We start from the raw sequence: 26,519 nt of genomic DNA on the forward strand, positions 1-26,519 counted from the left end.
AGAATTTGATCATTAGACCGGCAGCGAAACCGATCTCCCTGGGTACAAAAAAACAGACAACTTTCGCTGTCTGTTTTCTGCTATCATATATAAGAATGAACAAAGCTCTTCATTCTCCTATATCACATAATTATTCATATAATCATTCTTATGAATCAGATCTGCAATGGTAATCCCGTCAAAGTAATCATTAATCAGCTTATTAAGGCCTTCCCACATCTCCAGAGTCTGGCACTGCCCTGCTCTGTCGCAGTTATTGGTCTCCCCTTCCAGGCAGGACACAGGAGCAAGAGAACCTTCCGTAAGCCGTAAAATGCTTCCCACTGTATAAAGCTCCGGATCCTTAGCCAGCTTGTAGCCGCCGCCTTTCCCTCTTAAAGAGATCAGGAGATTATTTTTACTTAAAACAGAGACTATGGATTCCAAATATTTTTCTGATATCTCCTGCCTTTGGGCAATATCCATCAGTGTAATAAATTCTCCGTTATTGTGCTCTGCCAGATCAATCATGAGTCTGATGGCATAACGGCCTTTCGTTGAAATTTTCATATGCATAACCTCCTTATCATAATTTACCACAAGGTTAATATGTTTTTCAAGTCTATTTCTAATATTCTTCCAGATTTTCTTTTTTACCAGCCGTTTTCTCATCATAATCATCCAGGAAATGATGAACAGCCCCATCCTTTTTATAAGCAATTATGGTATTTAAATTAACATTCTCAACGCTTTTAAATAAATTGCCCTCAATATATGGGTTGGTCTCCTTCAGCTGCCTGATCAGATTCTTTATCTCCACCCGTTTGGAACCGGTATTTCCATCTGTTCTGCAGGTGGTACAGGTATCGGTAAACCGACATGCGCACTGAATGAAATGAAGATCGTTGTAATCCCGCCACCGTTTGATGTCATCTTCTCTGATGAGGTACAGCGGACGGATGAGCTCCATACCTTCAAAATTGGTGCTGTGCAGCTTTGGCATCATGGTCTGGATCTGGCCTCCGTACATCATTCCCATGAGAATGGTCTCAATCACATCGTCATAGTGATGACCGAGTGCGATCTTATTGCAGCCCAGTTCCTTCGCCTTGCTGTATAAGTATCCCCGTCGCATTCTTGCACACAGATAGCAGGGGGATTTCTCCACTTCATAGACAGCATCAAAAATCTGTGTTTCAAATACGGTAATTGGAATATTTAAAAGTCTGGCATTGTTTTCAATCACCTGCCGGTTTGTTTCGTGATAGCCGGGATCCATAACAAGAAATACCAGCTCGAACGGAAATTTGTTGTGGCGCCGGATCTCCTGAAACAGCTTTGCCATCAGCATGGAGTCCTTGCCTCCTGAGATGCATACGGCTATCTTGTCATTTTCCTTTACAAGCTCATATTCATTGATTGCTTTGGCAAATTTGCTGAACAGCTCCTTATGGAATTTCTTTCGGATACTCTTTTCAATCTCTTCCAGCCGTCCCTGACCCTTATCTTCCTTCTTCATGGTCTGAATGAGCCAGGTTCCATAGCCACCTGCCAGACTATAGGCCATATATCCTTTATCTCTTAAAGTCTCTGCCGCTTCCTCGCTGATTATACCCTTTAAGCAATATAAAACAATCTTCTTCTCTTTGGGAAGCGTGCACTCATCTGCTGATAATGCTTCCATATCCATGTGGATGGCACCGGGGATAAACCCATGCTGATAGGCTCTTTCCTCTCTGATGTCCACCAGAATATATTCTGCCTGATCCAGCTGCTCTAACTGCTGTAATGACAGACTGCATTCACAAGTATCCCTGTATTCTGAACCCATATCTTTATCTCCTCATTCCTTTTACGCTTTCTGCTGCCCGCCTGCAAGGTCCTTAATAACCTCTCCGGCGATAATCAGACCTGCAACAGACGGCACAAACGCAAGACTTCCGGGAATATCCCGTCTCTCTGTACACTTATGCGCAGCTCCGGGAGGGCAGATACAGTTTGTCCTGCAGCTGATGGACATATCCTCGATGGGCCTGGTTGGTATTTCCTTTGAATAAACCACCTTAAGCTTTTTCACTCCCCGCTTCTTTAACTCTCTTCTCATGACCTTCGCAAGAGGACAAACCGATGTCTTGTAAATGTCAGCAACCTCAAACTGGGTGGGATCTAACTTATTGCCAGCTCCCATACAGCTGATGACCGGAACGCCTGCCTCTTTTGCCTGCATGACAAGCTGAAGCTTGGCTGTCACCGTATCCACCGCATCCACCACATAATCATAGTCCTGAAAGGAAAAATCTCCTGCATTCTCCGGAAGGAAGAAGCATTTGTGCATCTCTACCTCTGCCTCCGGATTAATGTCTAAAATCCGCTCTTTCATTACTTCAACCTTATATTTGCCCACCGTTTTTCTGGTGGCTATAATCTGCCTGTTAATATTGGTCAGACATACCTTATCATCATCAACAAGAACAAAGGAACGGACTCCGCTTCTTACCAGAGCTTCCACAACATATCCGCCCACTCCGCCAATTCCAAATACGGCAACTTTCGCTTCTGACAGACGCTTCATAGCATCTTCCCCCAGTAACAGCTGGGTTCTGGAAAACTGATTTAACAAATGAATCTACCTCTTTCTACATTTTCTGCCTGATGGTATAAAAAAACACACTTCAAGTAATTATACTTCGAAAAGTGTGTTTGGGCAATTCATTTTTACTGGATATGGTTTCCTTCCGATGGGATTCGGTTTATTTAATAAAACGGTCAATGGCCTTGTTTAAATCATCAATTGCCTGCTTGTCTCCTGATTCCACCGCGTCCACAATACAATGTTCAATATGATCCTTGATAATCACTTTTCCCGTCTGGTTCAATGCCGATATGACTGCTGACAGCTGAATCAGAACCTCACTGCAGTCTCTTTCGTCACTGACCATACGTTTCACAGATTCCAAATGTCCGATCGCACGGGACAGCCGGTTGATAACCATCTTTGTATTCGTATGCTTATGCGGGTGTCCGGGTAAATGGGAATGGGTATACTCGGTTCCATCCTCTGCCTTATGTGTGTGATATTCCATGTTCTCGTTCATACTTGCTACTCTCCTCCATACTACCCTATTGTACTCCAGATTTCATTTTTTCACAAGATGGTATGAAAATTCAGGTTTTCTTGACATTCCCTTCCATTTATGCTACGCTCTTAGTCCAAAATTTCAATACAACAGGAGGAAACTATGTCAGCAATCTATGAAACCAGTCGGCTTTTACTAAGAACACCGGAACGGTCCTTTGCACCCATGGTTACAGACTATTATCTAAGAAATCGCGAATTTTTATCGGAATGGGAACCTGTCAGAGACGAAGAATTTTACACTCAGGAATATCAAAAAAAGCAGCTGGAAAACCAAATCGCAGACAGCAATGCGTTAAAGCTGTGGATCTCCAAAAAGGGGGAGGAGGACAAAGTGATCGGCGCCCTGGCATTTAACAATATCGTAAAAGGAGTGTTCCTCTCCTGCTTCCTTGGCTATAACCTGGATAAAGATGAAATAAACATGGGCTATATGACAGAAGCTGTAAAAAAAGGAATTGAGATCATGTTTCAGGACTACGGTCTTCACCGGATTGAAGCCAATATTATGCCTCGTAATATAAGATCGATTAAAGTGACGCAAAAACTTGGATTTAAAGAAGAGGGTCTTTCTCCTCAGTATTTAAAAATCAATGGAAAATGGGAAGATCACCTTCATATGGTATTATTAAACCATGAAATGAATGAATAATGGGCGGTTTCTCGCAGGGTTTTACGATTGCCTTTTCCATCATATTCGTATTCCGCCAGTACCACCCCGGCAAGGGGCGAGATGCGCAGAGATATCAAAAATATTCTTAGCCAATTTTTTGTTCATCATGTTTTTTCTAAATATTCTATTGATTCTGCTCACGGAAAAGAGCCGTCTTTTTTCAGAGACAACTCTTTTCCTGTACATGGATATATTTATTGATTATATAATATCTGGAATGCCATAAATTTAGTCTGTTTGCCCTTCGGAATTTAAACCACCCAAGCTTCCGGAATTACTTCCTGTACCAAATTGGAACCAGTTCAGGTTGAATAAGTATCCGCCTCCTCCCGTAAATTTCAGATATAAGTCATGCTTTCCGCTCACCCCACTAACATTGCACGTTGCAGCCGCCCAGGTCTGCCAACCCCCGGTCCCGGCAACCGGACAAGTCCCTATCAAAGTCCCGTTAAGACTATCCAGCCTGATCTCAATATTCCCTCCGCTGGTGGCACTGGCGACTCTGGCCTGAAAGCTTGCAGCACCGCTGCCGAAATCAATATTGCTATAAACTGCATAATCCCCGTTTTCGATATATCCGACATCCTCCCCACCTTCCGTACAGCTTTCGGTTTGAACTCCCGATTGGTTATTGTAACTCTCCGCTTCGATCTTAGTAAAGGCTGATATTGGGTCAGGAGTTGGCAGAACACCCCCAGAATCTAATGCGGCACCATCAAACGGAATGACGATAACCTTACTTCCATGACTGTCGTTGCCCAAATCTTGGTCTTTTGCAACGTCTATCGCCGCAAGTGTCATTGCAACCACATGTCCATTCTCCATATACACATTGGGTCGTTCTAATTTATTCCAATGATTGACCGTACCATTTGAATAGCGGATAAAATTCGCTGTCGGGTCATAGGCGTATCCCGATTCTAATTTCCAGTTGCTGATACCATCTTGGGAAGTGATGTGATACGCCTTACGTGTGTCCCACTTATTGACAATAATATGATAAAGACCACCACTATACCACATAACCGGATCTTCCATGTTGACTGTGGGACAACCGGGAATCTTCGCATAAATATTGGTTCCCTGAATGGTGTAAGGTCCAAGGACATTATCAGAAATACCAATTACCCCATCTCTTTCAATCAACCCATAACGTCCATCCGGACGAAGCATAATGTAAACATTGGACGCTGTATATTTGGATGAGTAAGCATTTGGAGCAATTGATACACTACCCAGCTTTGACCATTGCCCATCCAGGGAATTGGAGACAAAAATGTCCGCCGGCCGCCTTGTTTCACTCACGAGGATCGCATACCTCCCGTCTTTTAGTTGCAGAGGAACCACGTTATGACCTTTACCGCCCTGATCGTTGGGCCAGCACATACCCTTGTCCGTATAAGGTCCATACAGATTGGGGCTCGTCGCATGAACAGCCACAGAGCCAAACCACCCGTTGTGACCGGCCGATTGATTCCACCGGCTGGCAAACATATGATACGTGCCATCCGGCCCCTTGATAATTCCTCCATCCCAGTAAGCATACTTGGACATGGTCCTGTCTTCCAAACCGTTGGATTGATCACGAGGACCCACTGCCGCGGCGCCCCAACAGGACGACGATAGGGAATCGATTATCGGTGTCGTTTTAAAATAATCAATATACGATGAAGCAGCATGTACTACATTGAAAGATGCCAGTGATAAAACTAATCCAATAATAAATATTGATTTTTTTTCATAATCCACAATTACCTCCTTATTTGAATTTAACGGTATTGTTGTAAACAACTTTAGAGCGCACGTCTTTAAGGCAAACAAGGTAATTTCGTAATAGAAGGTACATTTTCATCAAGGCATAATCTGTTCATCAACACTCTCATCTTCCTTGAAATCTCCGGTGCTTACACTTCCACCGGTAAACTTGAACCAGTTAAGGTTGAATAAGTATCCGCTTCCTCCCGTAAATTTCAGGTATAAGTCATGTTTTCCGCTTACTCCGTTAACACTGCACATTGCATCAGCCCAAGTCTGCCAGCCTCCGGTTCCGGCAACCGGACAAGTCCCTGCTAAAGGACCGGTAAGACTATCCAGCCTGATCTCAATATTACCTCCGCTGGTGGAACTGGCGACTCTGGCCTTAAAGCTTTCTGCACCATTGCCGAAATCGATATTGTTGTAAACAGCATAATCCCCGTTTTCGATATATCCGGCATTCTCCCCTCCTTCGCTGCAGCTTTCGGTTTGGATTCCAGACTGGGTGTTGTAGCTTTCCGCTTCTATCTGTGAAAATGCCGATGTCTGGCCAGGAGTTATACCTGTGCCGGTGAACTTCCACCAGTTGAAGTTAAATAGAGAACCGCTTCCGCCGGTAAATTTAAAGTATAGGTCATGTACTCCTGTTGCACCGCTTACATTACAGGACTTAGTTATCCAGGTCTGCCAACCTCCGGTACTTGAAACAGCACAAGTCCCCACCAGTTTCCCTGTCTCGCTGTCAAGGCGGATTTCAATATTCCCGCCGTTAGTTGCCGAAGCTACTCTTGCATCAAAAGATGCCGCACCGGAACCAAAATCTACACCTTTTACTTTTATCCAGTCCCCGTTTTCGATATTACTTACATCCATTCCGCCTTCACTGCATTTTTCTGTCTCAACACCGGATTCCCAGCAAATTGTTTCAGCTTCAGTTTTGACATATGGGTCTAGATTACCAAGCTGGTCCGGACCATTTTTGGTAATTGGAATACTGGGAATTGTGCCATCTGCATTGTATTTGAATTGTTCCAAGCCAACAGAACGATGGTAGCTTCCGCCTCCCGGTAAAGTACCGGTATGGTAAAAGAGGTAGGAATTTCCCTTATAATCCATTACTCCCGGATGGTTTGTATAGCTGTTTTGCGAACCCATAATAGTTCCCTTGGAGGTCCATGGCCCGGTAGGACTGTTGCTGGTCGCATAGGAGATATTTTCGGATCCTCCGGTCATACCCGCGTATACCATGTAAAATAAATTATTACGCTTGTAGAACCACGGACCTTCGACATAACTTGCTGGTTTCGGAGATACTTGGACAATACCGCCTGAGTATGAAATCATATCTTGATTCAACTTCACATAATAGAGGTTACCGTTCCCCCAGTAGAGATACGCCTGTCCGTTGTCGTCAATGTATACGGTAGGGTCGATATCCTGCGCCCCGTTATTGGTGATTAAAGGTTTCCCGATAGGATCGGTGAACGGCCCGGTCGGGCTGTCTGATACCGCTACACCGATTACCCTTGCGCCCCCGGCGTTTTTCCGGGTCATCGGACCGTAGAAATAAAACTTCCCGTTCCTATTAATAACCTGGCCAGCCCATGCATCGCCTTGCGCCCAACTGAATGTTTTGTAAGACAACGGTGATCCATGATCCGTCCAGTTTTGCATGTCGGTGGATGAATAGCATCTCCAGTCATTCATGGTATAAAAATTATTGACGATGGTGTCCTCATCATGAGTGGTATACAAATAGCACGTCCCGTTATAGACCGTCGGGGCAGGATCCGCAGTATAATTCGTTTGTACGATTGGATTGTCTGCATAACACTCTGTTGAATGAAATAGGGAAATAGCCAACAGGGAAACTACAACTCTACATACTTTTTTCATAGATTTACCTCCAATCAATATGATAATTTCGTATCGACACGATCTCCGGCGGTTACACTTGCGCCGGTAAACTTGAACCAGTTCAGGTTGAATAAGTATTCACCCCCTCCTGTAAATTTCAGGTATATGTCATGTTTTCCGTTTACCCCGCTAACACTGCACGTTGCGTCAGCCCAAGTCTGCCAATTACCAGTTCCGGCGACTGCACAAGTCCCTACTAAAGGACCGGTAAGACTATCCAGCCTGATCTCAATATTACCTCCGCTGGTGGCGCTGGCTACTCTAGCCTGGAAGCCTGCCGCACCGCTGTCGAAATCGATATTGTTATAGATTGCATAATCCCCATTCTCGATATACCCAATATTCTGTCCGCCCTCGTTACAAGTTTCGGTTTGGATTCCCGACTGGTTGTCGTAACTCTCTGCTTCGATCTGTGTGAATGCCGATCTCGGGTCAGGAGTTGGAGTAGGGGTTGGGGTGCCATAATCCGTAAATCCTTTCGCGCACGCCATTTGTGAAAAATTCCACAGACTTGGTTTCCAAACAGTCCAATCGTGACCTCTTCCTGGAATTGATAATAGGTGCAAGGGATATTATTGCTCTTACAAAAATTAGCTATGCCGTCACTGTAAGATAAATTATCATTGGTACCAATGCAAAGAAACAATAGCTTCATCTGCTGACGGGTAGCTGCAGGATCTGGAAACAACTTGCTGGTCGGATAGGCAACAGGTCCGCCGCCTGAAAAACCTCCGACATAGGCGAATTTGTTCATATTTGTACACCCAATATTATATGATTGTGGACCACCATACGAGAGACCGGCAATTGCTCTGTGAAGGCGGTCAGTATAAACGGAATAGTGTGAATCGATGTATGGTATAAGGCTGTTGAGTATATCATCCGGAAGCTTACCATCAGATATTGACGATGTATTAGCATTTGGTGTTACAATGATAAACGGCTGAATATTGCCATCGGCAATAAGGTTGTCCATAATGACATTGGCTGCACCTCCGCCTGTAAACCAATCACCTTCACTCCCGCCGTAACCGTGCAATAAATACAGGACGCTGTATTTGTTGTTTGTTGAATATCCTGGTGGCAGGTAAATTCTCGCCTTCCTCTGGCTGTTTGTTGCTGATGATTGATAAGTAATACTGTTGATCTGTCCGTGTGGAATGTTGTTCCTGGCTTGGTCATATCCTGCCGGCGGCATGGTTGGGAGCGCTTCCGCCCCCATTGAGTTTACAGGCATTGCTAAAAGTACTGCAAGAGTGATAAAAGCCGATACTATTTTCCTGACAATTTCATTCATTAAGGGTTTTAGTCTCATTTTTTATTTCCCCTTTCTTTTATATTGCCGGTATCCCAAACGGGATACACGGCAACATGATTAGAGTACACTATCTTCCCCCGGTAAATTGGAACCAGTTTATATTGAATAAGTAACCGCTCCCACCGGTAAATTTCAAGTATACGTTATGCGTCCCGCTTGCTCCGCTGACACTGCAGGTTCTGGTAGCCCACGTCTGCCAGCCGCCAGTCCCAGTGATAGAACAAGTGCCTACTAAAGGACCAGTAAGACTGTCCAGCCTGATCTCAATATTCCCTCCACTGGTGCCGCTGGCCACTCTGGCCTGGAAGCTTGCCGCTCCGGCGCCGAAATTGATATTGTTGTATACGGCATAATCACCATTTTCAATATACCCAATGTTCTGTCCTCCTTCACTGCAGGTTTCCGATTGAATACCCGATTGGCTGCTGAAACTCTCCGCTTCAATCTGTGAAGACGATCCGCTTACCCGGAGCAGTGCCGACGATTCACCCATCTTCATGCCTTGTGAATTTACTACACACAACCTGTACGTACCGGCGGCGGCTGGGGCAGTAATCGTTGTCGCAGTTCCTTCCGCTTTCGTCATCGTAGATCCCTCGGCAAAACTGGTTGTTCCGGCCGGGGCAAACCATACCGTATTTGAAGAATTCCCGCTGCTCCTTATACTTATGCCAGTTCCGGCTGCAGCAGCACAACTTGCGGGGAACACATAATCCGGTGTTGAAAGCAGGTTTGACGGGATAATATCCCTGTATGCTTCCTGGATTCCCGAATTCAAACAGGTGGTGTACTGTGTCAAAGGCCATACGTTATCCGGTACGACAACCGGGGGATCAATTTTACTGTTTGGAGGATTAACGCCCATTTTACTTACGGTAGCATAGGTCCGCAGTATGGTTAAATCGTGTTTTTGTCCAAAATCCTCACAGTTGATGGTATACTTTACCCCCGGATCAATATCCAGTACGTTGTCATTTTCATTGATATAGGCAGTTCCTTCATCGTTATGCAAACCATAGGTCGGACCGGAGGTTGCAGGAGGAATTCCCCTGACATAGTTTTGGTTAATGTTCGTGCCCGGCATCTGTCCAATGGTATAGATGGCTCCGCTGTCATGAAGCCTGGTTAAGGTATTAATAATCCGGTTATTACTTACTGTGTTGTTTTTACAGGTAGTGGAGTCAGTGAAATTACACCATCCCCATCCTAAATGGATTCCATTGTATGCTGTTGATTGAACATGGTTATTCGTTATTTTGATGGTATCCACAAAGTAAGCCGTGATGGCGGCACATCCACCAAATCCGTGAGACGTGCTTATGTTGTACAACAAATTATTGTTGATGGTGTTATTCTTACAAACCCCTTCTACGCCGGGAGCATATTTTGCATGGTTTCCACCATCTCCGATATAAACATGCTGCGGATGCCCTACCGTGATGCCGCTGGATGTGATGTCCGTGATGTAGTTGCCGATAAGACTGGAATTTATAACATCGTTTACCATGGAAATTCCATCATTGCCGCTATGCTTCACTGTATTTCTTATAAAGTTGATGGAATCGCTGCTGCTTACGTTGACCATTCCCGGCAATGTATCAACAAGATCATACTTGGTGTTGTGCCAATTGTCGTTATAAAAAGCGATAAATGCCTGTGAAGCCTGACATGTGGATTTGCCGTGTGAGCCTGCAACATTCACTAGGCTGTAATCCGTATTTTCAAAAGTAATACCCTGGAAGGTGATATTCCTGACCCTGTTTGTAATTGATGTTCCTGCGATCTCGATCAGCTTCTCTACAACAGGAGCCTCTACATCGGCAGTGGTCATATTCTCACCTGGACGGATATAGTAATAAAGCGTTTTGGTCGTCTTGTCAAAATAAAATTGTCCAGGAGAATTTAAGAATTCGAAGGCATTATAAATCGTATGGGTACCGGAAGCACTAAAGGCTGCCCCCCACCCCGGAGTCTGTGCTATCGCCCCATAAGGCTGCTGTAAAAGAAGCACTCTATAACTGCCGGATGTAATGACATCCCTGGTACAAACTATATTCTCATTCCAGGTAGTACCGTTTACGACCTCAAGGTCATCTTTGTTGCTGGCAATTGCCGGTACATCCGATGTATTATACTGAACCCCGTCACTCTTACTGCCGCTTGTCCATGCCCAACCAGCCTGTCCTGCAGTTACGGAATAAGTCCCGTACCCTCCGCGGGCTGTTACGGTTTTGCTGGTCATCGAAGCCCTCTGGTCATTCACATAAAGGTTTCTCAATTTGGTCGAACGATTGAGCGCAGCCTTATAAATATTGCCGCTATGCTGAGTCCAACCTGTAACTTTTGTTGCACCGTTCAGGATAGGCGTTTCACCCGTGTATGCCTGGTAATAGATCCTGTATCCGTTTGTCCCTGAATCCTGTGGTCCGAAAGTAACGGTACTGGTGATGCTGTAGTTTCCGCCCCGCAAATAAATATAAATATCTCCGGTCATATTGCTGTTGATCATGCGTACAGCGTCGCGCGCCTTTTCCATTGTTTGGAAGGGTGCTGCAAGCGTTCCCGGGTTGCTGTCGCTTCCTGTCGGCGAAACATAATAGGTTGCCTGAGTCGCAGCGGATGCAGCTATCGGAAAGACAGTAAAAGTGAATATGCTGCATAATACAGTTATCAAAGAGAGAATTAATGAAACACTTCTTTTGGAAGCCTTCTTTTTTAACATACCCGTTTCCTCCTGGTTTTTTAATATCTTTATAGTATATGAGGTAACTTCGAAATTGTACCTGACAAGTACTTTTTAAAGATAGTAAAATCATAGGTTTTACATGCCAACTCACCAGCCAAGGGCTTGAATCATTTTTTCAGCATATCGCTTGCCCAGGGTAACTGATGAATCATGACTAAAATGAAGACGGTATTGTGTATCGCCAGGGTCTACTACCAGACCACTTGCAGAGACTACATAGCAATTCGAAATCAGGGAAGGCAGTTGGTTTACCAACGTATTGTGACCTGCACAAGGACCGCTGTAAAGCAGTTCGCCGGCGAGGAAAGGAACATTCCCCAGGTTCAGATCTTTTCTAAGGTCATCCACCAGTGTTTTTACCTTGCCAGGCCAACTCGGGTCGCCGCTGTTGGATTCGCCCTGGTGGAAAATGATGCCTTCAATGACGCCTCCATTTTGCTGTGCAATTTTTGCACGGTTGATGATCCAATTATATTTGGTGCCTCCTGACTTCATAAATGTCTCGATCTTTTCACCGCTGATCGCGCAGGGTATCAGTCCGATGGTATCACCCGCCGGGACTTTCTGAATCATGGTCTTGCCAAACCAGTCTCCAGGGCCGATAGCATTAAGCCAGGAAGCATGAAGAGGTGGAGATGCCACATCCCACTTATTGGTTACCCGTCCGAGTGCAGCATTATTATCATACCCCAATACCAACACGCGGGGGTCTTCCACTTTATCAGAAGCTTGCGCCAACGCATAACCTGCCATATTGGATTGACCTAATAACAGAAAACAGTGGAATTTGCCAGTATTTGATGTTGGAGTTGTTGTCGGTACGGGTGTCTGTGCAGGCGTAAGGGTGAGACTTTGTCCGTTTACAACCCCTAGGATCTCCATGCTGTATGGCGCCGTAAATTTAAACCAGTTAAGGTTGAATAGGTATCCGCTTCCGCCTGTAAATTTCAGATAAACGTCATGTTTTCCGCTTGCCCCGCTGACATTGCACGTTACATCGGCCCAAGTCTGCCAACCACCGGTTCCTGCAACCGGACAAGTCCCGATTAAAGTGCCGTTAATACTATCCAGCCTGATCTCAATATTACCACCACTGGTGGCGCTGGCTACTCTGGCCTGGAAGCCTGCCGCACCGGTGCCGAAATCGATATTGCTGTAAACAGCATAATCCCCATTCTCGATATACCCGAGATTCTCCCCACCTTCGGTACAGGTTTCGGTTTGGACTCCCTGCTGGTTTTCGAAACTTTCCGCTTCAATCTGTGTAAAGGCCGATCTCGGGTCAGGGGTTGGTGTTGGCGTGGTCTGATCCGTAAATCCTGCTGCGCACGCCATCTGGGCAAAATTCCACAGACTTGGCTTCCACACGCTCCAATCATGGCCGTTACCTTGGAGAAGCCATTCCGTGTAGCGAATATTATTGGACTTGCAATAATCTCTTACCCTATTGTTATTAGATATAAGTCCATCTGCGGTTCCGCAGGAGAGAAACAGCAGTTTTGAATTCGCCTTAACCTTAGTCCCGCCGTCAGGAAACAGCTGGTTAACCTGTTTGGTGATGGGCGAGGAGGAAAAGCCACCGATATAGGGGAACTTATCCACATTCGGCAACCCGATATTCAGCGATTGGGCGCCACCCTGTGAAAGGCCGGCAATCGCCCGGTGTTGGGCATCAGTATAAACGGAATAGTGTGATTCGATATAGGGTACAAGAGAATTGATCAAATCTTTCGTGAAATTCTCCCAACCATCCCTTACTCCCGCTCCCGTCGCATTTCCGTTTGGTAATACAAGGATAAAGGGTTCAATTTTACCGGCAGCAATGAGATTGTCAAGGATGACATTCGGTGCGCCGCTGTTGTACCACTCGTCTTCATTCCCGCCAATGCCATGCAATAAATACATGACGCTGTATTTGTTGCTCGTTGAATATCCTGGAGGCAGGTAAATTCTCGCCCTCCGCTGGCTGTTTGTCGCCGTGGACTGATAAGTAATATAGCTGACCTGACCGTGTGGAATGTTGGCCTTAACTTGGTCATAGCCTGACGGTGGAGAGGTTGGGAGCGTTTCCGCCGCAACTGAACATACAGGTATTGCGAAAAGCACTGCAAGAAGTACAGCGAGTATGGAAAATGTTCGTCTAAATTTCCTGCTTATTTCTTTCATTAAGGTTTTTGATTCCATTTTTATTTCTCCTTTCTTTTTTGTAATTACAGAAAACCTACCTTTAGATTAAATTCATCGTTACGTCACCATTTTAACCTCCTTCATTTTTAGTAAGCACACTGCACTCGTATTGCTTATCTTTAAGTTTTCACACACCCCTTTCACTACCTTATTGTGTATTATAAAATAAACTTATCTTTAAACCGCCGATATCCCGAAGAGGGAGATGCACGGCTTTTTTTTGCTCTACATCATGATGTTAACTCATATTTACCCAATATTTATTTACATGTAAGAAATGCGACACAGCACGCCATTTTTCACTACTATTCACCCCATTGTCTATATGCTATATGTCCCAAAACAGTAAAAGGCGGGTGCCAAAGCGCCCGCCAGTGGAATAATTAAGTTATAACAAAATCTGATGATAGATGCTTTTATTCAGAAAAGCTACATTTATAAAAGAACAAAGAAGAGGAGCGTTGCCAATGACAAAAACCAGTCATTTTGCAACAGCTCCCTTTCCCTCCACATAAGTTTAAGTATACAGTGTAATTGGGCCCTCAATTCCGAAAGGCTCAATTACCAGGTATTGAGACAAACCGTCCCTGATCTGGGTTCCCAGCGTATTGGTCACTTCTACCCTCAGTAGGTGCTGCCCCTGTTCCACCAATCCAGTTAAATCAAATACATAGGGCGGGCACAATTTCACCCCAGCAGATTTGTTATTTACAAACACTTCTGCAATTTCATAAACAGTCCCTAAATCCAGAAACACATCACCAGACGCTTCCTCAACGGTAAAAACCGTCTCATACGATACTGTCCCGCATTTATCCTCATATCCATCAAGCGTATTTACAGTAACCGCTTCTCTAACCGGCAGCGTCTCTTTAAAATCCGGATAAGAGAAGCTGTCTGCAAAAGAAACCTTCCACTCCACCATCAACTTCTGCGATTTTCCATGGCACGCCGGTTTTACTCTTTCTTTCGCATCTGCAATAGGATCTTCCGAAAAAATCCAGACACAGGATTCATAAGGAGCCAGTTTAAGCCGATAACCGGATTCTTCCTTCTCCAATTGATACAGCGTATTGGAAAATGCATCATAGGAATATGCGTAAGCAGCATCCGGGATTTCTATGGTTGTATCAACAGTTCTTGACAAATGTTCATTAAAAAACATCCAATTCTCTGTCCCCTGCTCATAATGATAATAGACCAATTCACGATAAGGGGATCTAAGCCTTATCTCTGCCAGATCCCTGCACAGATCTGCCAAATCACTGACAGCTCCTGTCAGGCAGACTTGCTTCAGCGTAAGCCATTCTTCCTCTGACAGTTCCCCTCCAAGCGTTCTTGCCGGATAGTCCTGAAGAAATATTACCCGCAATCCTGACTGGGCATATTCCATTGCTTTCCTCACTACGCTTACAGGGATCGCCTCACCATAAGGGATAATTAAAGTCTTAAAATACTCCTTATGAATCCTCAGCATATTATCTTCCACCACAGCATCTAAAAGATAATCCCCGGATACAATATCACAGTCAATCTGATGTTCCAACAGTTCCCGCACCGGTTTTTCCACCGGCATATAGTTCCCTGCCCATTCCTGCTCTGCCGGATATAAAACTGCGGCAGGTGCTTTATGAACTCCATTTTGAAACAGGTTCATAAGACGGTTTGCATAATTACTATAGACATTGAAATACCGGAATTGAGGATTATGTCCCTGGGAATAAAAATGAGGCGGACAGTCCCAATCCGGAAATTCCCTGGGACTAAATGCATGGGGAACCAGATAATTAATCCCCCTCACAACCAGATGATCGGTAATCCATTTCATCAGCTTCAGTCCCTCATTCCAGCCATAAGCACCGAATGCCTCACACATAGCCCGGCCATTTTTTACCGGATCCAGATGTGCAGCGGAAGCCCCCAGCTTTGCAAGGGCAAAATGATAAAACTCCCCGTCACAACCGCCTGTGGAAAAAGAATCATGATGATACGGCATTCCCGGAACAATCTGGGTTCCGATCACATCGATTCCTGAAAAATCCTGTTCTGTCTGCCCTCGGAAGTAATGACCGGTTCCGTATCCCAGTCTGGCATGGGCACCGTTGTCTTCAATATTGTGTCCCAGGTAGCTGATACCTCTATCATGACACCATGCTGCCAGCACACCTGTGAAGTTTTCATGATATAATCTTGTAATAAGATTCATGTACTGATAGCGGATTTCCCCTTCCATTTCCTCTCCCTGCACCCAGAGTAAAGGAAGAAACTTCATTTCAAAAGGAAGCTCATTTTCAAGTCCAAGCCTCCATGGAAGAACCATATCCTGTCCTATGCCGGCCATAAATCCCTTTCTATTTCCGAATCTTGGCTCATCAGAAAAAAATCCTGTAATTGTTTTACCAAAATCCTCTTTATATTTTTCATAATGAGGTTCATAAACTGTTTTGATCAGAACTTCAGTGGCTGCCGCAGACAGCGGATTCAAGTAATCAGCTGTCGATACCTCTCCCCCGTTTCTGGTATAATATACTGTAAATATGCGATAAGCACCTTCTGGAATATCAATGATTATAATACCGTCCTTGTACGCATTCGTTATATCCTTCAGCGTATCAATCATAATCTCTTCTTTGCCAGTATTCCGGTCACTCACACGTTTTGCCATGTAAACTCCAATTACATGATTGATATCTTCACTGACACCATCCCATGGCCGTCCTGCAAGATAACTGATGTTAATTCTGGCTCCTTTCACAGGTCCTGCTGCATCAAAGCGGCGCATGTAAAGATACCATTTTCTATGTTCCGGATAATTTTCTTTTATGGCGCCATTGGCATATCCTGTGGGGAAATGGGAATCATCAAGAATCCACACTTTCATATCCCGTTTTCTTGCTTCATCCAATATAATATCTAAATCAGTCCACCATTTTTCACCCAGGAAATCCGGATGAGGCCTGGCTTCGATACACACCGCTTTCATTCCGCTTTCCTGTATCTTTTCCATATATTGACGGAGCACAGCCTCTGTTTCCCCGTGCTGCCAGAAGAATGGATAAAAACTGTTTTCCACCTTCCCATTTAAAATATCGTTTATTTTGCTGTACATGATCATTTACTCCGATCCGTCTTATTTGTATTCTCTCCAGCCAGTATAAATGCCAGGACTGCTGATATTACAAAAGATATGGCTGCACATAAGGCAAAACCATAAAAGCTGATATCCAGACCTTTTGGATTAATCATTGCCGGAAAACGAAAGATTCCATCCCCAATGAATGAATACATTCTGCCTCCAAGTCCTGCCATAATTCCGCCTCCAACGCCTCCTCCCACAAAAGCTGCAATAAATAATTTAAAATTGGGTAGAGCAATGGAATAAATGGTGGGTTCTGTGATACCAAATAAGCAGGATACCAGATTTCCAAACCCCAGGGATTTCTTCTCCTTATCCTTTGTCCTTAACGCATATCCCAGTGATACGCCGGCCAGTGCCCAGACAGTAAGTCCTAATACTGCATTGACGGGATCACTTCCCAAGGTAAATAAATTGTTCATCAATACCGGTATAAAAGCAGAATGTAATCCCAAAAGAACAATAAGCTGCCAGAATGCGCCGAACAGTACGCCCCCCAGAACCGGAACATGATTAAATATGAACATCACTCCGGCACTCAGGACATTGGATACATAGGTCATAACAGGTCCGATTACCAGATAGGACAGCGGCACAGTAACCATAAGAACGATTGTCGGTACAAAAAACAGCTGTACCATCTGGGGAATGATTCTCTTTGCTCCCTTCTCGATTTTAGAGGCAACCCAGGATGCCGCCACAACAGGAAGTAAGCTGCCGCTATAATTAATCAGAGTAACCGGTATCTTTAAGAAGGTCAGCACTGTGCCCGCTGTCTGGGCTGCAATGATATCCGGATAAATCAGAGAAGCGCCGATGATTGCAGTGACAAACTGATTGCAGCCAAATACCTTTCCTGCATTAAAGCCTACAACGACTGGCAGAAAATACATGATAGAATTGGCAGCTGCGTATAAAATCAGATATGTTCCGTCTGTGGCCTCAAGCACTTTAGCAGTTGTCAGGACTGCAAGCAGACCTTTAATCATACCGGAAGCAACCATAACTCCGATCATGGGCATAATACAACCACTGATAATTTTAAAAATCCGGTCAAACACATTACCTTCCTTTAAAAGCTTCATATCAGTTTTTTCTTCGCCCTCCAAGATCCCTGCCTCTTTTTTTACATCTGCAATCACTGCATTAACATAAGTGCCAATAATAATCTGATACTGTCCTCCCTGCCGGACTACCCCTTTTACATCCTTAACTGCTTTTATCTCATCTGTTTTTGCAGCATTCTCATCCTTTAAGACAAAACGCAGCCGGGTCATGCAATTGGTGACACTGATTATATTATCCCTGCCGCCAATCAGTCTGACAAGATCTGATGCCAACTGAGTATAGCTGTTTTTTCCCATATTCATCTTCTCCTTCTTTCTCTAAAATAGTGTCTGGGTACTTTGTATTTTTATACTACCATACGTGAATGCTTATAATAATAACGAAACCACTTTTGCTTATTGACCAAACTAACGATGGAGCATATACTTGTCCTGTACACTGATTTATCACCCTGTCACCCTTTAAGGAGAATCATATGGATTTAAACAGCCTTGATCTGACACTTCGAAGCCTGAGCTCAAGTGAGGAAAAATATAAGAACGGATACATTCCGGACTTTTGGGATCACATGCCGAAAATCAAGATTGGTGGAGAAAACGTCAACTGCATCTACTTTGAAGAAAAAAACAATAGATTAGGAAAACAGGGCGTTTTATCCGGATGGCAATCCACTTCTCTGGATATCAGCATTAAAAAAAATTCCCGGTTTATTCCGGTACCAGTTCACGTTCACGATTATGTTGAGATTAACTACGTCTATTCCGGCATTTGCCCTCAGACTATCAAAAACACGGATATCACCTTAAAGAAGGGGCAGGTACTGATTATTGAACCCAATGTTCCCCACTCCATAAAAGAGACAGGCGAGGATGATATTATGATTAGTTTCATGGTATCCAAAAAATATCTGCGGGAAAATCTTCTGGATCATTTCTCCACAGACAGTATCTTATCTCACTTTTTTATCAATGTCATGAACGAAAAAAGCCATGAAAACAAATACTTGTTGTTTCAATCGGAAAACAGCAGAAGAACGCAGTTATTTACCCAGGAACTTTTATGTGAATGCTTTGACCCTTCTGTCAATTCCACCGATTTTATAAAAAATCTGTTCAGTTTGATTATAGCTGAGCTGATTAATGTATATAAAAACCAGCTGGTTCAGGAAGAAAGTGAATCTGATACGCCTTCTATCCTTAGTATCATCCGGTTTATTGAAATTAATTTTAAAAGCTGTTCGCTAAATTCAGTTGCCGCATTTTTCCATTTAAGCCCCAACTATCTCACCTTTCTTATTAAGAAACATACCGGTATGACCTACAAACAGCTGGTACAGTCACAGAAATTAAAATACGCTGCTAAATTTTTGAGAAATACAAATATGTCAGTTACGGAAATTGCAAATGAAGCCGGTTATGAGAATATCAGCTTTTTTTATCAGAAATTTCAGGAGCACTACGGCTGCAGCCCGAAAGAATATCGAATGAATAAAACCAACAGTATCATAAAATAAGATCACCTGCAAACAGAGGCTTCCCCATTAATACAGGAAACCTCTGTTTGCAGATGATCTTTCTTCGTTCTTCTTTACTTATATACAGCCGTAAAATCCACCAGCTCCACATCATGATTTCTCAGCCACTGTTTCACAGCAGGATCACAGGCTGTCTCCGTTTCATTCTGTTACCTCCTGTTTCAATCCATTATACCAAAAAGAATGCATCGCAGCATGAATTTTTAAGCACGAAAAAAGGAATGGAATAAAATAAATGGTGTGTTCGTTATTTTACTCCATTCCGTTCTTTATACAAGCCGGTATAAATCTTTTTCTTCTTTATCCATACGCTGCTCGATGGACTGTATGATTCCTTTTGATTCATTTATAAAATGTTCTCTGTCAGAGAGAATTTTTATCTTTGTATTAAAGCTGTTTTTAAATTCAGTAAAATCTGCCAGAAGGTTTCCCATCTCATTTTGATACTCATGAGCTTTTCTAACCAGATTTTCATCATTTCCTTTAAAAAAGGAGGGGTATAAATATTGATCTTCGGAAGTCAGATGAATATTTAACTTTCCGGCAAGGCCGCTGACATGAAATGCCAGCTCTGCCGCATTCTGTTCCAGATCCTGCTTTGCAAGAAGCTTTTTCAGCTCCGACAGTTCTTCTCTGATTCTGTCATGCTGCTCTAAATAATGCTTCAATTCCATTGTTAACATTCACCTCTTTTGTATAATTCAAACCGGTTAAAAATTATACCAGTTTGCTGCGAAGCCAGTTCTCGTAGTGTTCCTGTATTCCGTCTTCTCTCGCCTGATTTTCAAAGCTTTCTGTCTCTGTATCCACATCATTCATCTTATCTGCAGGAAGAGCCCGGGCAGCAAAGGCATAGGCAGCCTGATCTTCTTTTTCTATATGACGCTGTAACAAGGCACCATACCCCACAGCATTGGAAATGATATCCAGCTTATGGTCTGTGATGGGATTTTTTTCATATTCTTCAATTGCTGCTTCCAGCTGGGTAAGATGCAGTCTTCCCAGATCGTGTTCAACCAGCATTCCGTTACGGATCAGCTTATCGGCAACAGGGCCCATATTTTCCATCATAATCCGGAATAAGATTTTCTCTTCCTTGCCATGATGATGCTTGTCCGCATAATTTCTGCCGAAGTCGATACATTCTCTAAGAAGAGCTCCGTCGACTTCTTTGCCTTCCACGATACCGGCACAGATCTTTCTTAAAAAACCGTTGAAAGCCAGAATATTTTCATGTTCCTTCATTAAAATATCGATTCCATTCATTGGCGGCTCCTTAATTCATACTCCTGATTTCCTGTATGATAAAATTGTACATCTGAACCTTCAAACATTCCCTCAATCAGGGCTTCTCTCAGGTCATAGTAGTGGTTCACATCGCCGTGGATCATATCCCAGTAGGGTCCATGAATTTCCACAGCCTGACGATAAGCGAAAAGATTCGGTTCTTCCTTCACCAGCTGATTGACTCTGTCACAGGGCATTCCGTTTAACAAAGTATTTTCCAGATGCTCATAAGCCTGTTTTACAGATATGGTTCCTTCTGCACTGCGGTTCTTGCCAAATTCCTTCACTGCCTGTTTTATTTCATCAAGACGTGCCGGGTCTCCTTCCAGAAGAGTGGTGACTGCATAAGCAAGACGGTTTTCCACCAGGCTCACACGCTCCTGAAGCCATCCGTGAATGTTATCCGTATTGATGTTATCCTCTAAATTGCCTGTTTCCAGAGTACCGTATCTGGAAGCCATCTTCTCTCTTAATCCGTCTGCCCAGCCCTTTTCCTCTGCGAAAGCAACTATCGCATCTGTCATCCCATCCTGAAGCAGGATTTTATTATATAACCAGGTGTGAATCGGTCCTAAAAATGCACTCATCTCATTCCTCTTTTCTCTATTTGTTTAATTGCTCCAGCACTTCGTCCGCATCAAGTCCGTGAACCATGCAGGCATCCTCTAAGGATTCCATCTGTGAGGATGGGCAGCCAAGGCAGTGCATTCCACATCCCATTAAAATCTCTGCTGCTTCCGGTTTGCTTCTTAAAATTTCACCAATATACATTTCTTTCGTTATCATCATTTCTTCCTCCTGTTAATTGAATGTTGTTAATTCCTTAGTTATTTTCTTTAAATCTTGCTCTGGCATGGGAATAAGAGAAATAGGATAGTTCTCTTCCAGTATTGCCAGTAATTTGCGTGTGGTTAACTCCTCCATGGATTTATAATCCGGTATTATAAGAAAGTGACTATTCTGGCTGGCACACTGTGCTGCGCTTTCACTCATTTCAGCCGTTTCTGCCACCACCGGAAGAAGGTCTTCCATGGTTAAGTCATAGCTTATGATAGACAAAGCTTTGTAAAAGAATTCATTTATTTTTTCATTTTCATATCCCTTTGCCATGTCAGGAAAAGCATAAACTGCGATTCCTTTGATGCCGGATAAAATCAGGGACTTAAAAAAACGAATCTCTTCCTCGCTGGTCCGGATATTTTTTATGTCATAATCAGAGGTGTTGCCGCAGACACTTTTACAGACTGAACAGCCTGGAGCGATCCTGTCTTTTTCCCTTCTGACCTTTAAAAGCATATCTGACAGGGCCTGATCATCAAAACCTGCGTCGGTGATTGTTGTTATTAAACCTTCCATCAGAAGTCTGGTTACGGCCGCCTGGCGGATATTCATCTTACACGCTTTTGCCAGGCCGATGAGCGCTCCAGTCAGCTCATCACAAAAACCGGACATTTGATTTTCCATCTTTTTGTACAGCCTTTCTTTAGAATATTACCACCAGAGACATCTTAAAGCATTCCTGCCCGTATACAGCATGAGGCTTTTTGGCCGGCATTACCAGGGTTTCCCCCTCGTTTAAAATAAACTCAGTTCCGTCTACGGTAAATTTCCCTGTTCCTTCCAGAACTGTGACCATGGCATCACCATTGGATTCATGGGTGCTGATCTCTTCTCCCTTATCAAAGGCAAACAGGGTAACGCTGACTGACTGATTCTGCACCAGAGTTTTGCTTACAATCTGGCCCTTTTGAATCTCAACTAAATCTGCTAACTGAAGGATTTCTTCCTGAGCTATATTTTTTAAGAGTTTCTCTGACATTTGTCTCCCTCCTTATTTTGTTCTTGTCTTTCTATGGCGATTATAATATAATATTATCATCATTTCTGTTGTTTTAACAACATTTCAAAAAAAATATTAAAAAATGGGACTTATTTACACAAAAAAATGGGAATCACACTTAGGAGGCACAATCATATGGAAGAATTTCTGCCTGTTTTAAAAAAATCAAGCTTGTTTTCAGGCGTCTCGCCTGATGAAATCAGAAGCATGTTAAAATGCCTGTCTGCACGAATGAAGCATTATAAAAAAGATGAATTTATTATAAGAAGCGGAGATTACATTCATTCCGTGGGAATGGTCCTTTCCGGAACCGCGCTGATTATACAGGAGGATTTCTGGGGAAAGCGCAGCATTATTTCGGAAGTTATGCCAGGAACGCTGTTTGCAGAAACCTATGCCTGCATCTCCTCTGTTCCCATTGAAATGAGCGTAGTTGCTGATTCTGACTGTGAAATTATGTTTTTGGATTTTAATAAGATTTTAACTGTATGCACCTCAGCCTGCGGCTTTCACACCCGGCTGATCCAGAATTTCCTGTCGGCGATTGCCGGAAGGAATCTGGTCCTGACTAAAAAGATGCAGCACATGTCAAAAAAGACGATCAGGGAAAAATTGCTCTCCTACCTCTCAGCAGAGTCTTTAAAGAGCAATTCTTCCACATTTGATATTCCATTTAACAGACAGCAGCTGGCTGATTATCTTTCCGTAGACCGGAGTGCGCTGTCCAATGAACTGAGTAAGTTACAGGCAGAAGAAATTCTCAATTTTAATAAAAACCGGTTTACTCTGAAAGAGCAGGGACCGGAAGGATATTTGTAAATTATCAATCTGACTTTGGAATCGAGACTGTAAAGCAGCTTCCCGATTCCTCTTTGCTTTCTGCCTCTACGGTACCCCCATGGGCTTCCACAATGGATTTTACGATGGTAAGGCCGATTCCGGCGCCTCCTGTTTTCCGGTTTCTGGATTTATCTGTACGGTAAAAACGTTCGAATATAAGAGGAAGCTCTTCTTCTTTAATTCCTATTCCTGTATCCGCTATTGTTACAACTCCATGTTCCTTTGTTTCATATACTTCAATCCGGATACTTCCGCCCTCCGGCGTATATTTGACAGCATTGGAAAGCAGGTTGGAAAATACCTGTCCCATTCGGTTTTTGTCCCCATTCACAAAAACCGGTTCTCCTTTTATGGCAAGAGCCAGTTTCTTCTTATTGATTTCTCCTGTCATATTCTCCGCTGCCGTCCGGACTGCTGAAAATAAATCCATGGAACCTTTGTTGATACGAAAACCATCCCCTTCAATCTTTGCCAGCTGCTCCAAATCAGCTACCAGAGTACCCAGGCGTTTTACTTCTTCAAGACAGCTTTTTAAACGTTCTGGTGTCGCCTCCCACAGTCCCTCTGTCATTGCTTCCAGATGAGTTCCAAGGGCTGTTAAGGGAGTCCGCAGTTCATGGGCAACATCAGCGGTCAGCCGCTTGCGCAGGTGTTCCTGCTCACTGAGATCGTCGGACAAATGGTTGATCGCTATGCCCAGATCTTCAAGCTCTTTAATCCTGGTGCCTGGTTCAAATTTAAGATCATAGTTGCCCGTTGAGATCTGCTTGGCAATATAGGCAGTTTTCGTAACCGGACGGGAAATTCTGCTTCCTAAGAGACAGCCAACCACGATGGCGCAGATACCCGATAAAACTCCGATGACAAGCAGTACGATGTTCATCACCCGGATAAAATTAAAATCGGTTTCGTTCATGAAAAACGGGCCGTAATATTTAATGGAGACAGAACCCGTCTTTTTTCCGTTTTGTGTCAGCTCATAGGTATGATCCACAAAACCGCCTTTTGCACCCCGTTCCTTCATGCGTGCGGAGATTTCGTCCATAATCTGGCCGCAAAGTCTCATATCGTGATTCTCTGCATCCCAGACCATGTTCCCGTCTGCATCGTATAGCTTTACGATATATCCGTCATATAGGGAATTCATGCCGATTGCATGAACGTAATCCAGCCTCCAGCTTCTCTTAAACCCATCATACTGACTTCCCAGTTCATCTGCGATATTATCCCGCCGCTCCTGACCTGTTTTGATAATGTATTTTTCAAATTCCCGGTTAATGAGCAGGTTAGAAGCAAGTCCGATTAATGCAATGGTAATGAGCAGAGTCAGAAGTATGGTCATGGAAAGCTGTTTTCTTAAGGTCTTCATATTCATCAGCCTCCGAACTTATAGCCCAGCCCGGGAATCGTTAAGACATAGGCTGGGTTTTTGGGATCATCCTCTATTTTTTTTCTGATATTTTTAATATGGCTGTCAATGGCTCTGTCGTAACCGGCAAAGTCTCTGCCCAGTGCAGTATCAATCAGCTCCTCTCTGGTAAATACCTTGCCGGGATATTTAATCAGCGCGGATAATATTTTCAGTTCGCTTGGTGTAAGTGTGAGGCTAAATCCTTTTTTTCTCACCTCATTTTTCTCAAAATCCACCACCAGATCTCCGTCTCTCCAGGAGTTTCGCTTCACAAGCGGCACCAGATCACTTTCCGTACGCCTTAGTACTGCTTCCACTCTGGCATACAGCTCCTTTAAACCAAAGGGTTTCATGATATAATCGTCTGCCCCCAGTCCAAGTCCGCTTACCACATCCTCTTCCTCCACTCTGGCCGTGAGCATAATCACAGGTATACGGGATTTTTTGCGGATGGCTGTGCAGATCTCTTCTCCCGAGATATCAGGCAGCATTAAATCCAGTATGACAAGTGAGATATTTTCCGTATCAAATATTTCCAATGCCTTTTTTCCATTTTCAGCGGAGAATGTTTTAAATCCTTTACTTTCCAAGAGCATGCATACCACTTCAAGAATCTTCGGCTCATCATCTACTACCAGCACATGCCTGCAGTTATTGTGCATTCTTTCACCTCAATTTCATGGGACTTTCCTGTAAGAAAAGAGGGAACCGGTCAATTCCCGGTTCCCGTCTTTCATTATTCTACTACATCATAACCCTGATCTTCAATCTCAGCTTTAATTTTTTCCACAGACGCTTCATCAGGATTGTGGTCAACAGTCACGGTTTTTGCGGATAAATCAACCGCTACTCCTGATACGCCGGACAGCGCTCCGACTGCTCCGGTAATTGCCTTTACACAATGCTCACATGCCATTCCATCCACGTTTATTACTGTCTTTGCCATTTCAATTTCCTCCATCATTCTAATTATTTTATATCAAAAGGCTTTAAAAACTTATTGACCTGCATTTTCTTTCCGTGTTCCATTACGGTAACGGGAGCGTAGATCCAGCCTTCCACCTTCTCAGGGTCCACACCAGCGGCTATTAACGGCTCCGGCTCCAGGACGAATACAATGTCCTTATCCTGTGTTTTTCCGGTTGATGCACTGGTTTCTAAATCTTTTGCCCATTCAAACATGTTTCCGCCGCCAAGCTTTACTCCAAAATGGTCCATAACTCCATGATAATTAATCAGGCTGCGATCGTTTTTTACGAGACCTTCATATGCTGACAGGGCAGATTCTTGCGTATCCGCTGAACCGCCTTCTTTCAGCTTCACTCCCACAGTTATGAGATCATCGCTTACGTCGTAATCTGCCGGAAGCTTTCCTGTATCAAGACCGGCTGCGATAAATGGAGCTGCATCTGCCTGAAGCTTCACATCATAACGGGAATTTTCGTCGTTTCCGCTGCTCCAGGTAAAGCGGACACTGCCGTCAGGAGCGGTTAATGTAAAGCCTTTGCCTTCCTCATCTTTCCTTACCTGATCCGGAATTGCGTTTATTACCATTTCATAGGACTGTACAGACTTTTTACCAATTACATCAATGCTGCCTCCGGCACTTTCCACTGCCAGAAATACGATTCCTGCAACCACCAGCACACCTGCGGCTATTGCTGTCATTACTTTCTTATTTTTTAACATGTA

The 26,519-nt window shown here is 43.8% G+C and carries 24 protein-coding genes and 1 pseudogene; 3 read left to right on the forward strand and 22 right to left on the reverse strand.

The window, feature by feature from the left end; genetic code table 11:
• Window positions 1-117 precede the first annotated feature (117 nt).
• The 4 genes from V7D18_RS04800 to V7D18_RS04815 form a co-directional block, all read right to left on the reverse strand.
• Window positions 118-549, reverse strand: a complete 432-nt coding sequence (locus V7D18_RS04800) for an RrF2 family transcriptional regulator (protein ID WP_426151979.1) — start codon at window positions 547-549, stop codon at window positions 118-120.
• 58 nt (window positions 550-607) lie between these two features.
• Window positions 608-1,810, reverse strand: coding sequence for an ATP-binding protein (locus V7D18_RS04805; protein ID WP_426151980.1), 1,203 nt, complete (start codon window positions 1,808-1,810; stop codon window positions 608-610).
• A gap of 21 nt (window positions 1,811-1,831) precedes the next feature.
• A complete protein-coding gene (locus V7D18_RS04810; RefSeq protein WP_426151981.1) occupies window positions 1,832-2,599 on the reverse strand; it encodes a tRNA threonylcarbamoyladenosine dehydratase in 768 nt (255 codons plus the stop codon).
• A gap of 130 nt (window positions 2,600-2,729) precedes the next feature.
• Window positions 2,730-3,074: a metal-sensing transcriptional repressor gene (locus tag V7D18_RS04815; protein WP_117419896.1), complete on the reverse strand. Its 345-nt coding sequence runs from the start codon at window positions 3,072-3,074 to the stop codon at window positions 2,730-2,732.
• A 144-nt stretch (window positions 3,075-3,218) separates the two neighbouring features.
• Between V7D18_RS04815 and V7D18_RS04820 the strand changes: the two genes are divergently transcribed.
• Complete coding sequence (locus V7D18_RS04820; RefSeq protein WP_426151983.1) at window positions 3,219-3,767, forward strand: GNAT family N-acetyltransferase; 549 nt, start codon at window positions 3,219-3,221, stop codon at window positions 3,765-3,767.
• Window positions 3,768-4,016: 249 nt separating this feature from the next.
• On the opposite strand, the gene V7D18_RS04825 is transcribed toward V7D18_RS04820, so the two are convergent.
• The 8 genes and pseudogenes from V7D18_RS04825 to V7D18_RS04860 all read right to left on the reverse strand — a co-directional run bounded on the left by V7D18_RS04825 (window position 4,017) and on the right by V7D18_RS04860 (window position 18,211).
• The gene (locus V7D18_RS04825) at window positions 4,017-5,342 is read right to left on the reverse strand and encodes a carbohydrate-binding protein (protein WP_426151985.1); all 1,326 of its coding nucleotides are present in this window, start codon (window positions 5,340-5,342) and stop codon (window positions 4,017-4,019) included.
• 297 nt (window positions 5,343-5,639) lie between these two features.
• Window positions 5,640-7,439, reverse strand: coding sequence for a glycoside hydrolase family 43 protein (locus V7D18_RS04830; protein ID WP_426151987.1), 1,800 nt, complete (start codon window positions 7,437-7,439; stop codon window positions 5,640-5,642).
• Window positions 7,440-7,453: 14 nt separating this feature from the next.
• The gene (locus tag V7D18_RS04835) at window positions 7,454-7,951 is read right to left on the reverse strand and encodes a carbohydrate-binding protein (RefSeq protein ID WP_426151989.1); all 498 of its coding nucleotides are present in this window, start codon (window positions 7,949-7,951) and stop codon (window positions 7,454-7,456) included.
• Between the two features lie 239 nt (window positions 7,952-8,190).
• A pseudogene (locus tag V7D18_RS04840) lies at window positions 8,191-8,775 on the reverse strand (alpha/beta hydrolase); the annotation flags it as partial.
• 70 nt (window positions 8,776-8,845) lie between these two features.
• Complete coding sequence (locus V7D18_RS04845) at window positions 8,846-11,500, reverse strand: carbohydrate-binding protein (protein ID WP_426151991.1); 2,655 nt, start codon at window positions 11,498-11,500, stop codon at window positions 8,846-8,848.
• A gap of 111 nt (window positions 11,501-11,611) precedes the next feature.
• Window positions 11,612-13,708, reverse strand: coding sequence for a sialate O-acetylesterase (locus V7D18_RS04850; protein ID WP_426151993.1), 2,097 nt, complete (start codon window positions 13,706-13,708; stop codon window positions 11,612-11,614).
• Window positions 13,709-14,228: 520 nt separating this feature from the next.
• Window positions 14,229-16,820, reverse strand: a complete 2,592-nt coding sequence (locus V7D18_RS04855) for a glycosylhydrolase-like jelly roll fold domain-containing protein (protein WP_426151995.1) — start codon at window positions 16,818-16,820, stop codon at window positions 14,229-14,231.
• A 2-nt stretch (window positions 16,821-16,822) separates the two neighbouring features.
• Entirely contained in the window at window positions 16,823-18,211 is a 1,389-nt protein-coding gene (locus V7D18_RS04860; protein ID WP_426151997.1) for a PTS transporter subunit EIIC, read from the reverse strand.
• A gap of 179 nt (window positions 18,212-18,390) precedes the next feature.
• Here V7D18_RS04860 and V7D18_RS04865 point away from each other — a divergent pair, with 179 nt between their 5' ends.
• A complete protein-coding gene (locus V7D18_RS04865; protein WP_426151999.1) occupies window positions 18,391-19,428 on the forward strand; it encodes an AraC family transcriptional regulator in 1,038 nt (345 codons plus the stop codon).
• 290 nt (window positions 19,429-19,718) lie between these two features.
• Here V7D18_RS04865 and V7D18_RS04870 read toward each other — a convergent pair whose 3' ends face one another.
• The 6 genes from V7D18_RS04870 to V7D18_RS04895 are packed head-to-tail and all read right to left on the reverse strand — an operon-like array spanning window position 19,719 to window position 22,555.
• A complete protein-coding gene (locus V7D18_RS04870; protein ID WP_426152001.1) occupies window positions 19,719-20,123 on the reverse strand; it encodes a hemerythrin domain-containing protein in 405 nt (134 codons plus the stop codon).
• A gap of 43 nt (window positions 20,124-20,166) precedes the next feature.
• Window positions 20,167-20,715: a hemerythrin domain-containing protein gene (locus V7D18_RS04875; protein WP_426152003.1), complete on the reverse strand. Its 549-nt coding sequence runs from the start codon at window positions 20,713-20,715 to the stop codon at window positions 20,167-20,169.
• Window positions 20,712-21,323, reverse strand: coding sequence for a hypothetical protein (locus V7D18_RS04880; protein WP_426152005.1), 612 nt, complete (start codon window positions 21,321-21,323; stop codon window positions 20,712-20,714). The genes V7D18_RS04875 and V7D18_RS04880 overlap by 4 nt, the downstream gene beginning before the upstream one ends.
• Window positions 21,324-21,339: 16 nt before the next feature.
• Window positions 21,340-21,522 carry a DUF1858 domain-containing protein gene (locus V7D18_RS04885; protein WP_170823777.1) on the reverse strand — a complete coding sequence of 61 codons (183 nt, stop codon included), beginning with the start codon at window positions 21,520-21,522 and terminating at the stop codon, window positions 21,340-21,342.
• 15 nt (window positions 21,523-21,537) lie between these two features.
• The gene (locus V7D18_RS04890; RefSeq protein WP_426152007.1) at window positions 21,538-22,200 is read right to left on the reverse strand and encodes a hypothetical protein; all 663 of its coding nucleotides are present in this window, start codon (window positions 22,198-22,200) and stop codon (window positions 21,538-21,540) included.
• Window positions 22,201-22,219: 19 nt separating this feature from the next.
• The gene (locus V7D18_RS04895) at window positions 22,220-22,555 is read right to left on the reverse strand and encodes a cupin domain-containing protein (protein ID WP_426152009.1); all 336 of its coding nucleotides are present in this window, start codon (window positions 22,553-22,555) and stop codon (window positions 22,220-22,222) included.
• Between the two features lie 156 nt (window positions 22,556-22,711).
• On the opposite strand from V7D18_RS04895, the gene V7D18_RS04900 reads away from it, so the two are divergent.
• Window positions 22,712-23,395: a Crp/Fnr family transcriptional regulator gene (locus tag V7D18_RS04900; RefSeq protein ID WP_426152011.1), complete on the forward strand. Its 684-nt coding sequence runs from the start codon at window positions 22,712-22,714 to the stop codon at window positions 23,393-23,395.
• 4 nt (window positions 23,396-23,399) lie between these two features.
• Here the strand turns inward: V7D18_RS04900 and V7D18_RS04905 are convergent, their stop codons facing one another.
• The 4 genes from V7D18_RS04905 to V7D18_RS04920 all read right to left on the reverse strand — a co-directional run bounded on the left by V7D18_RS04905 (window position 23,400) and on the right by V7D18_RS04920 (window position 26,516).
• Window positions 23,400-24,785, reverse strand: coding sequence for a sensor histidine kinase (locus V7D18_RS04905; protein WP_426152013.1), 1,386 nt, complete (start codon window positions 24,783-24,785; stop codon window positions 23,400-23,402).
• Window positions 24,786-24,790: 5 nt separating this feature from the next.
• The gene (locus tag V7D18_RS04910; protein ID WP_426152015.1) at window positions 24,791-25,489 is read right to left on the reverse strand and encodes a response regulator transcription factor; all 699 of its coding nucleotides are present in this window, start codon (window positions 25,487-25,489) and stop codon (window positions 24,791-24,793) included.
• A 74-nt stretch (window positions 25,490-25,563) separates the two neighbouring features.
• Window positions 25,564-25,773: a copper chaperone CopZ gene (copZ, locus tag V7D18_RS04915; protein ID WP_426152017.1), complete on the reverse strand. Its 210-nt coding sequence runs from the start codon at window positions 25,771-25,773 to the stop codon at window positions 25,564-25,566.
• Window positions 25,774-25,796: 23 nt separating this feature from the next.
• Window positions 25,797-26,516 carry a hypothetical protein gene (locus tag V7D18_RS04920; protein ID WP_426152019.1) on the reverse strand — a complete coding sequence of 240 codons (720 nt, stop codon included), beginning with the start codon at window positions 26,514-26,516 and terminating at the stop codon, window positions 25,797-25,799.
• Between the last annotated feature and the right edge of the window lie 3 nt (window positions 26,517-26,519).

Origin of the sequence: Lacrimispora sp. 38-1 (genome assembly GCF_049890855.1) — a bacterium.
Classification (GTDB): Bacteria; Bacillota; Clostridia; order Lachnospirales; family Lachnospiraceae; genus Lacrimispora.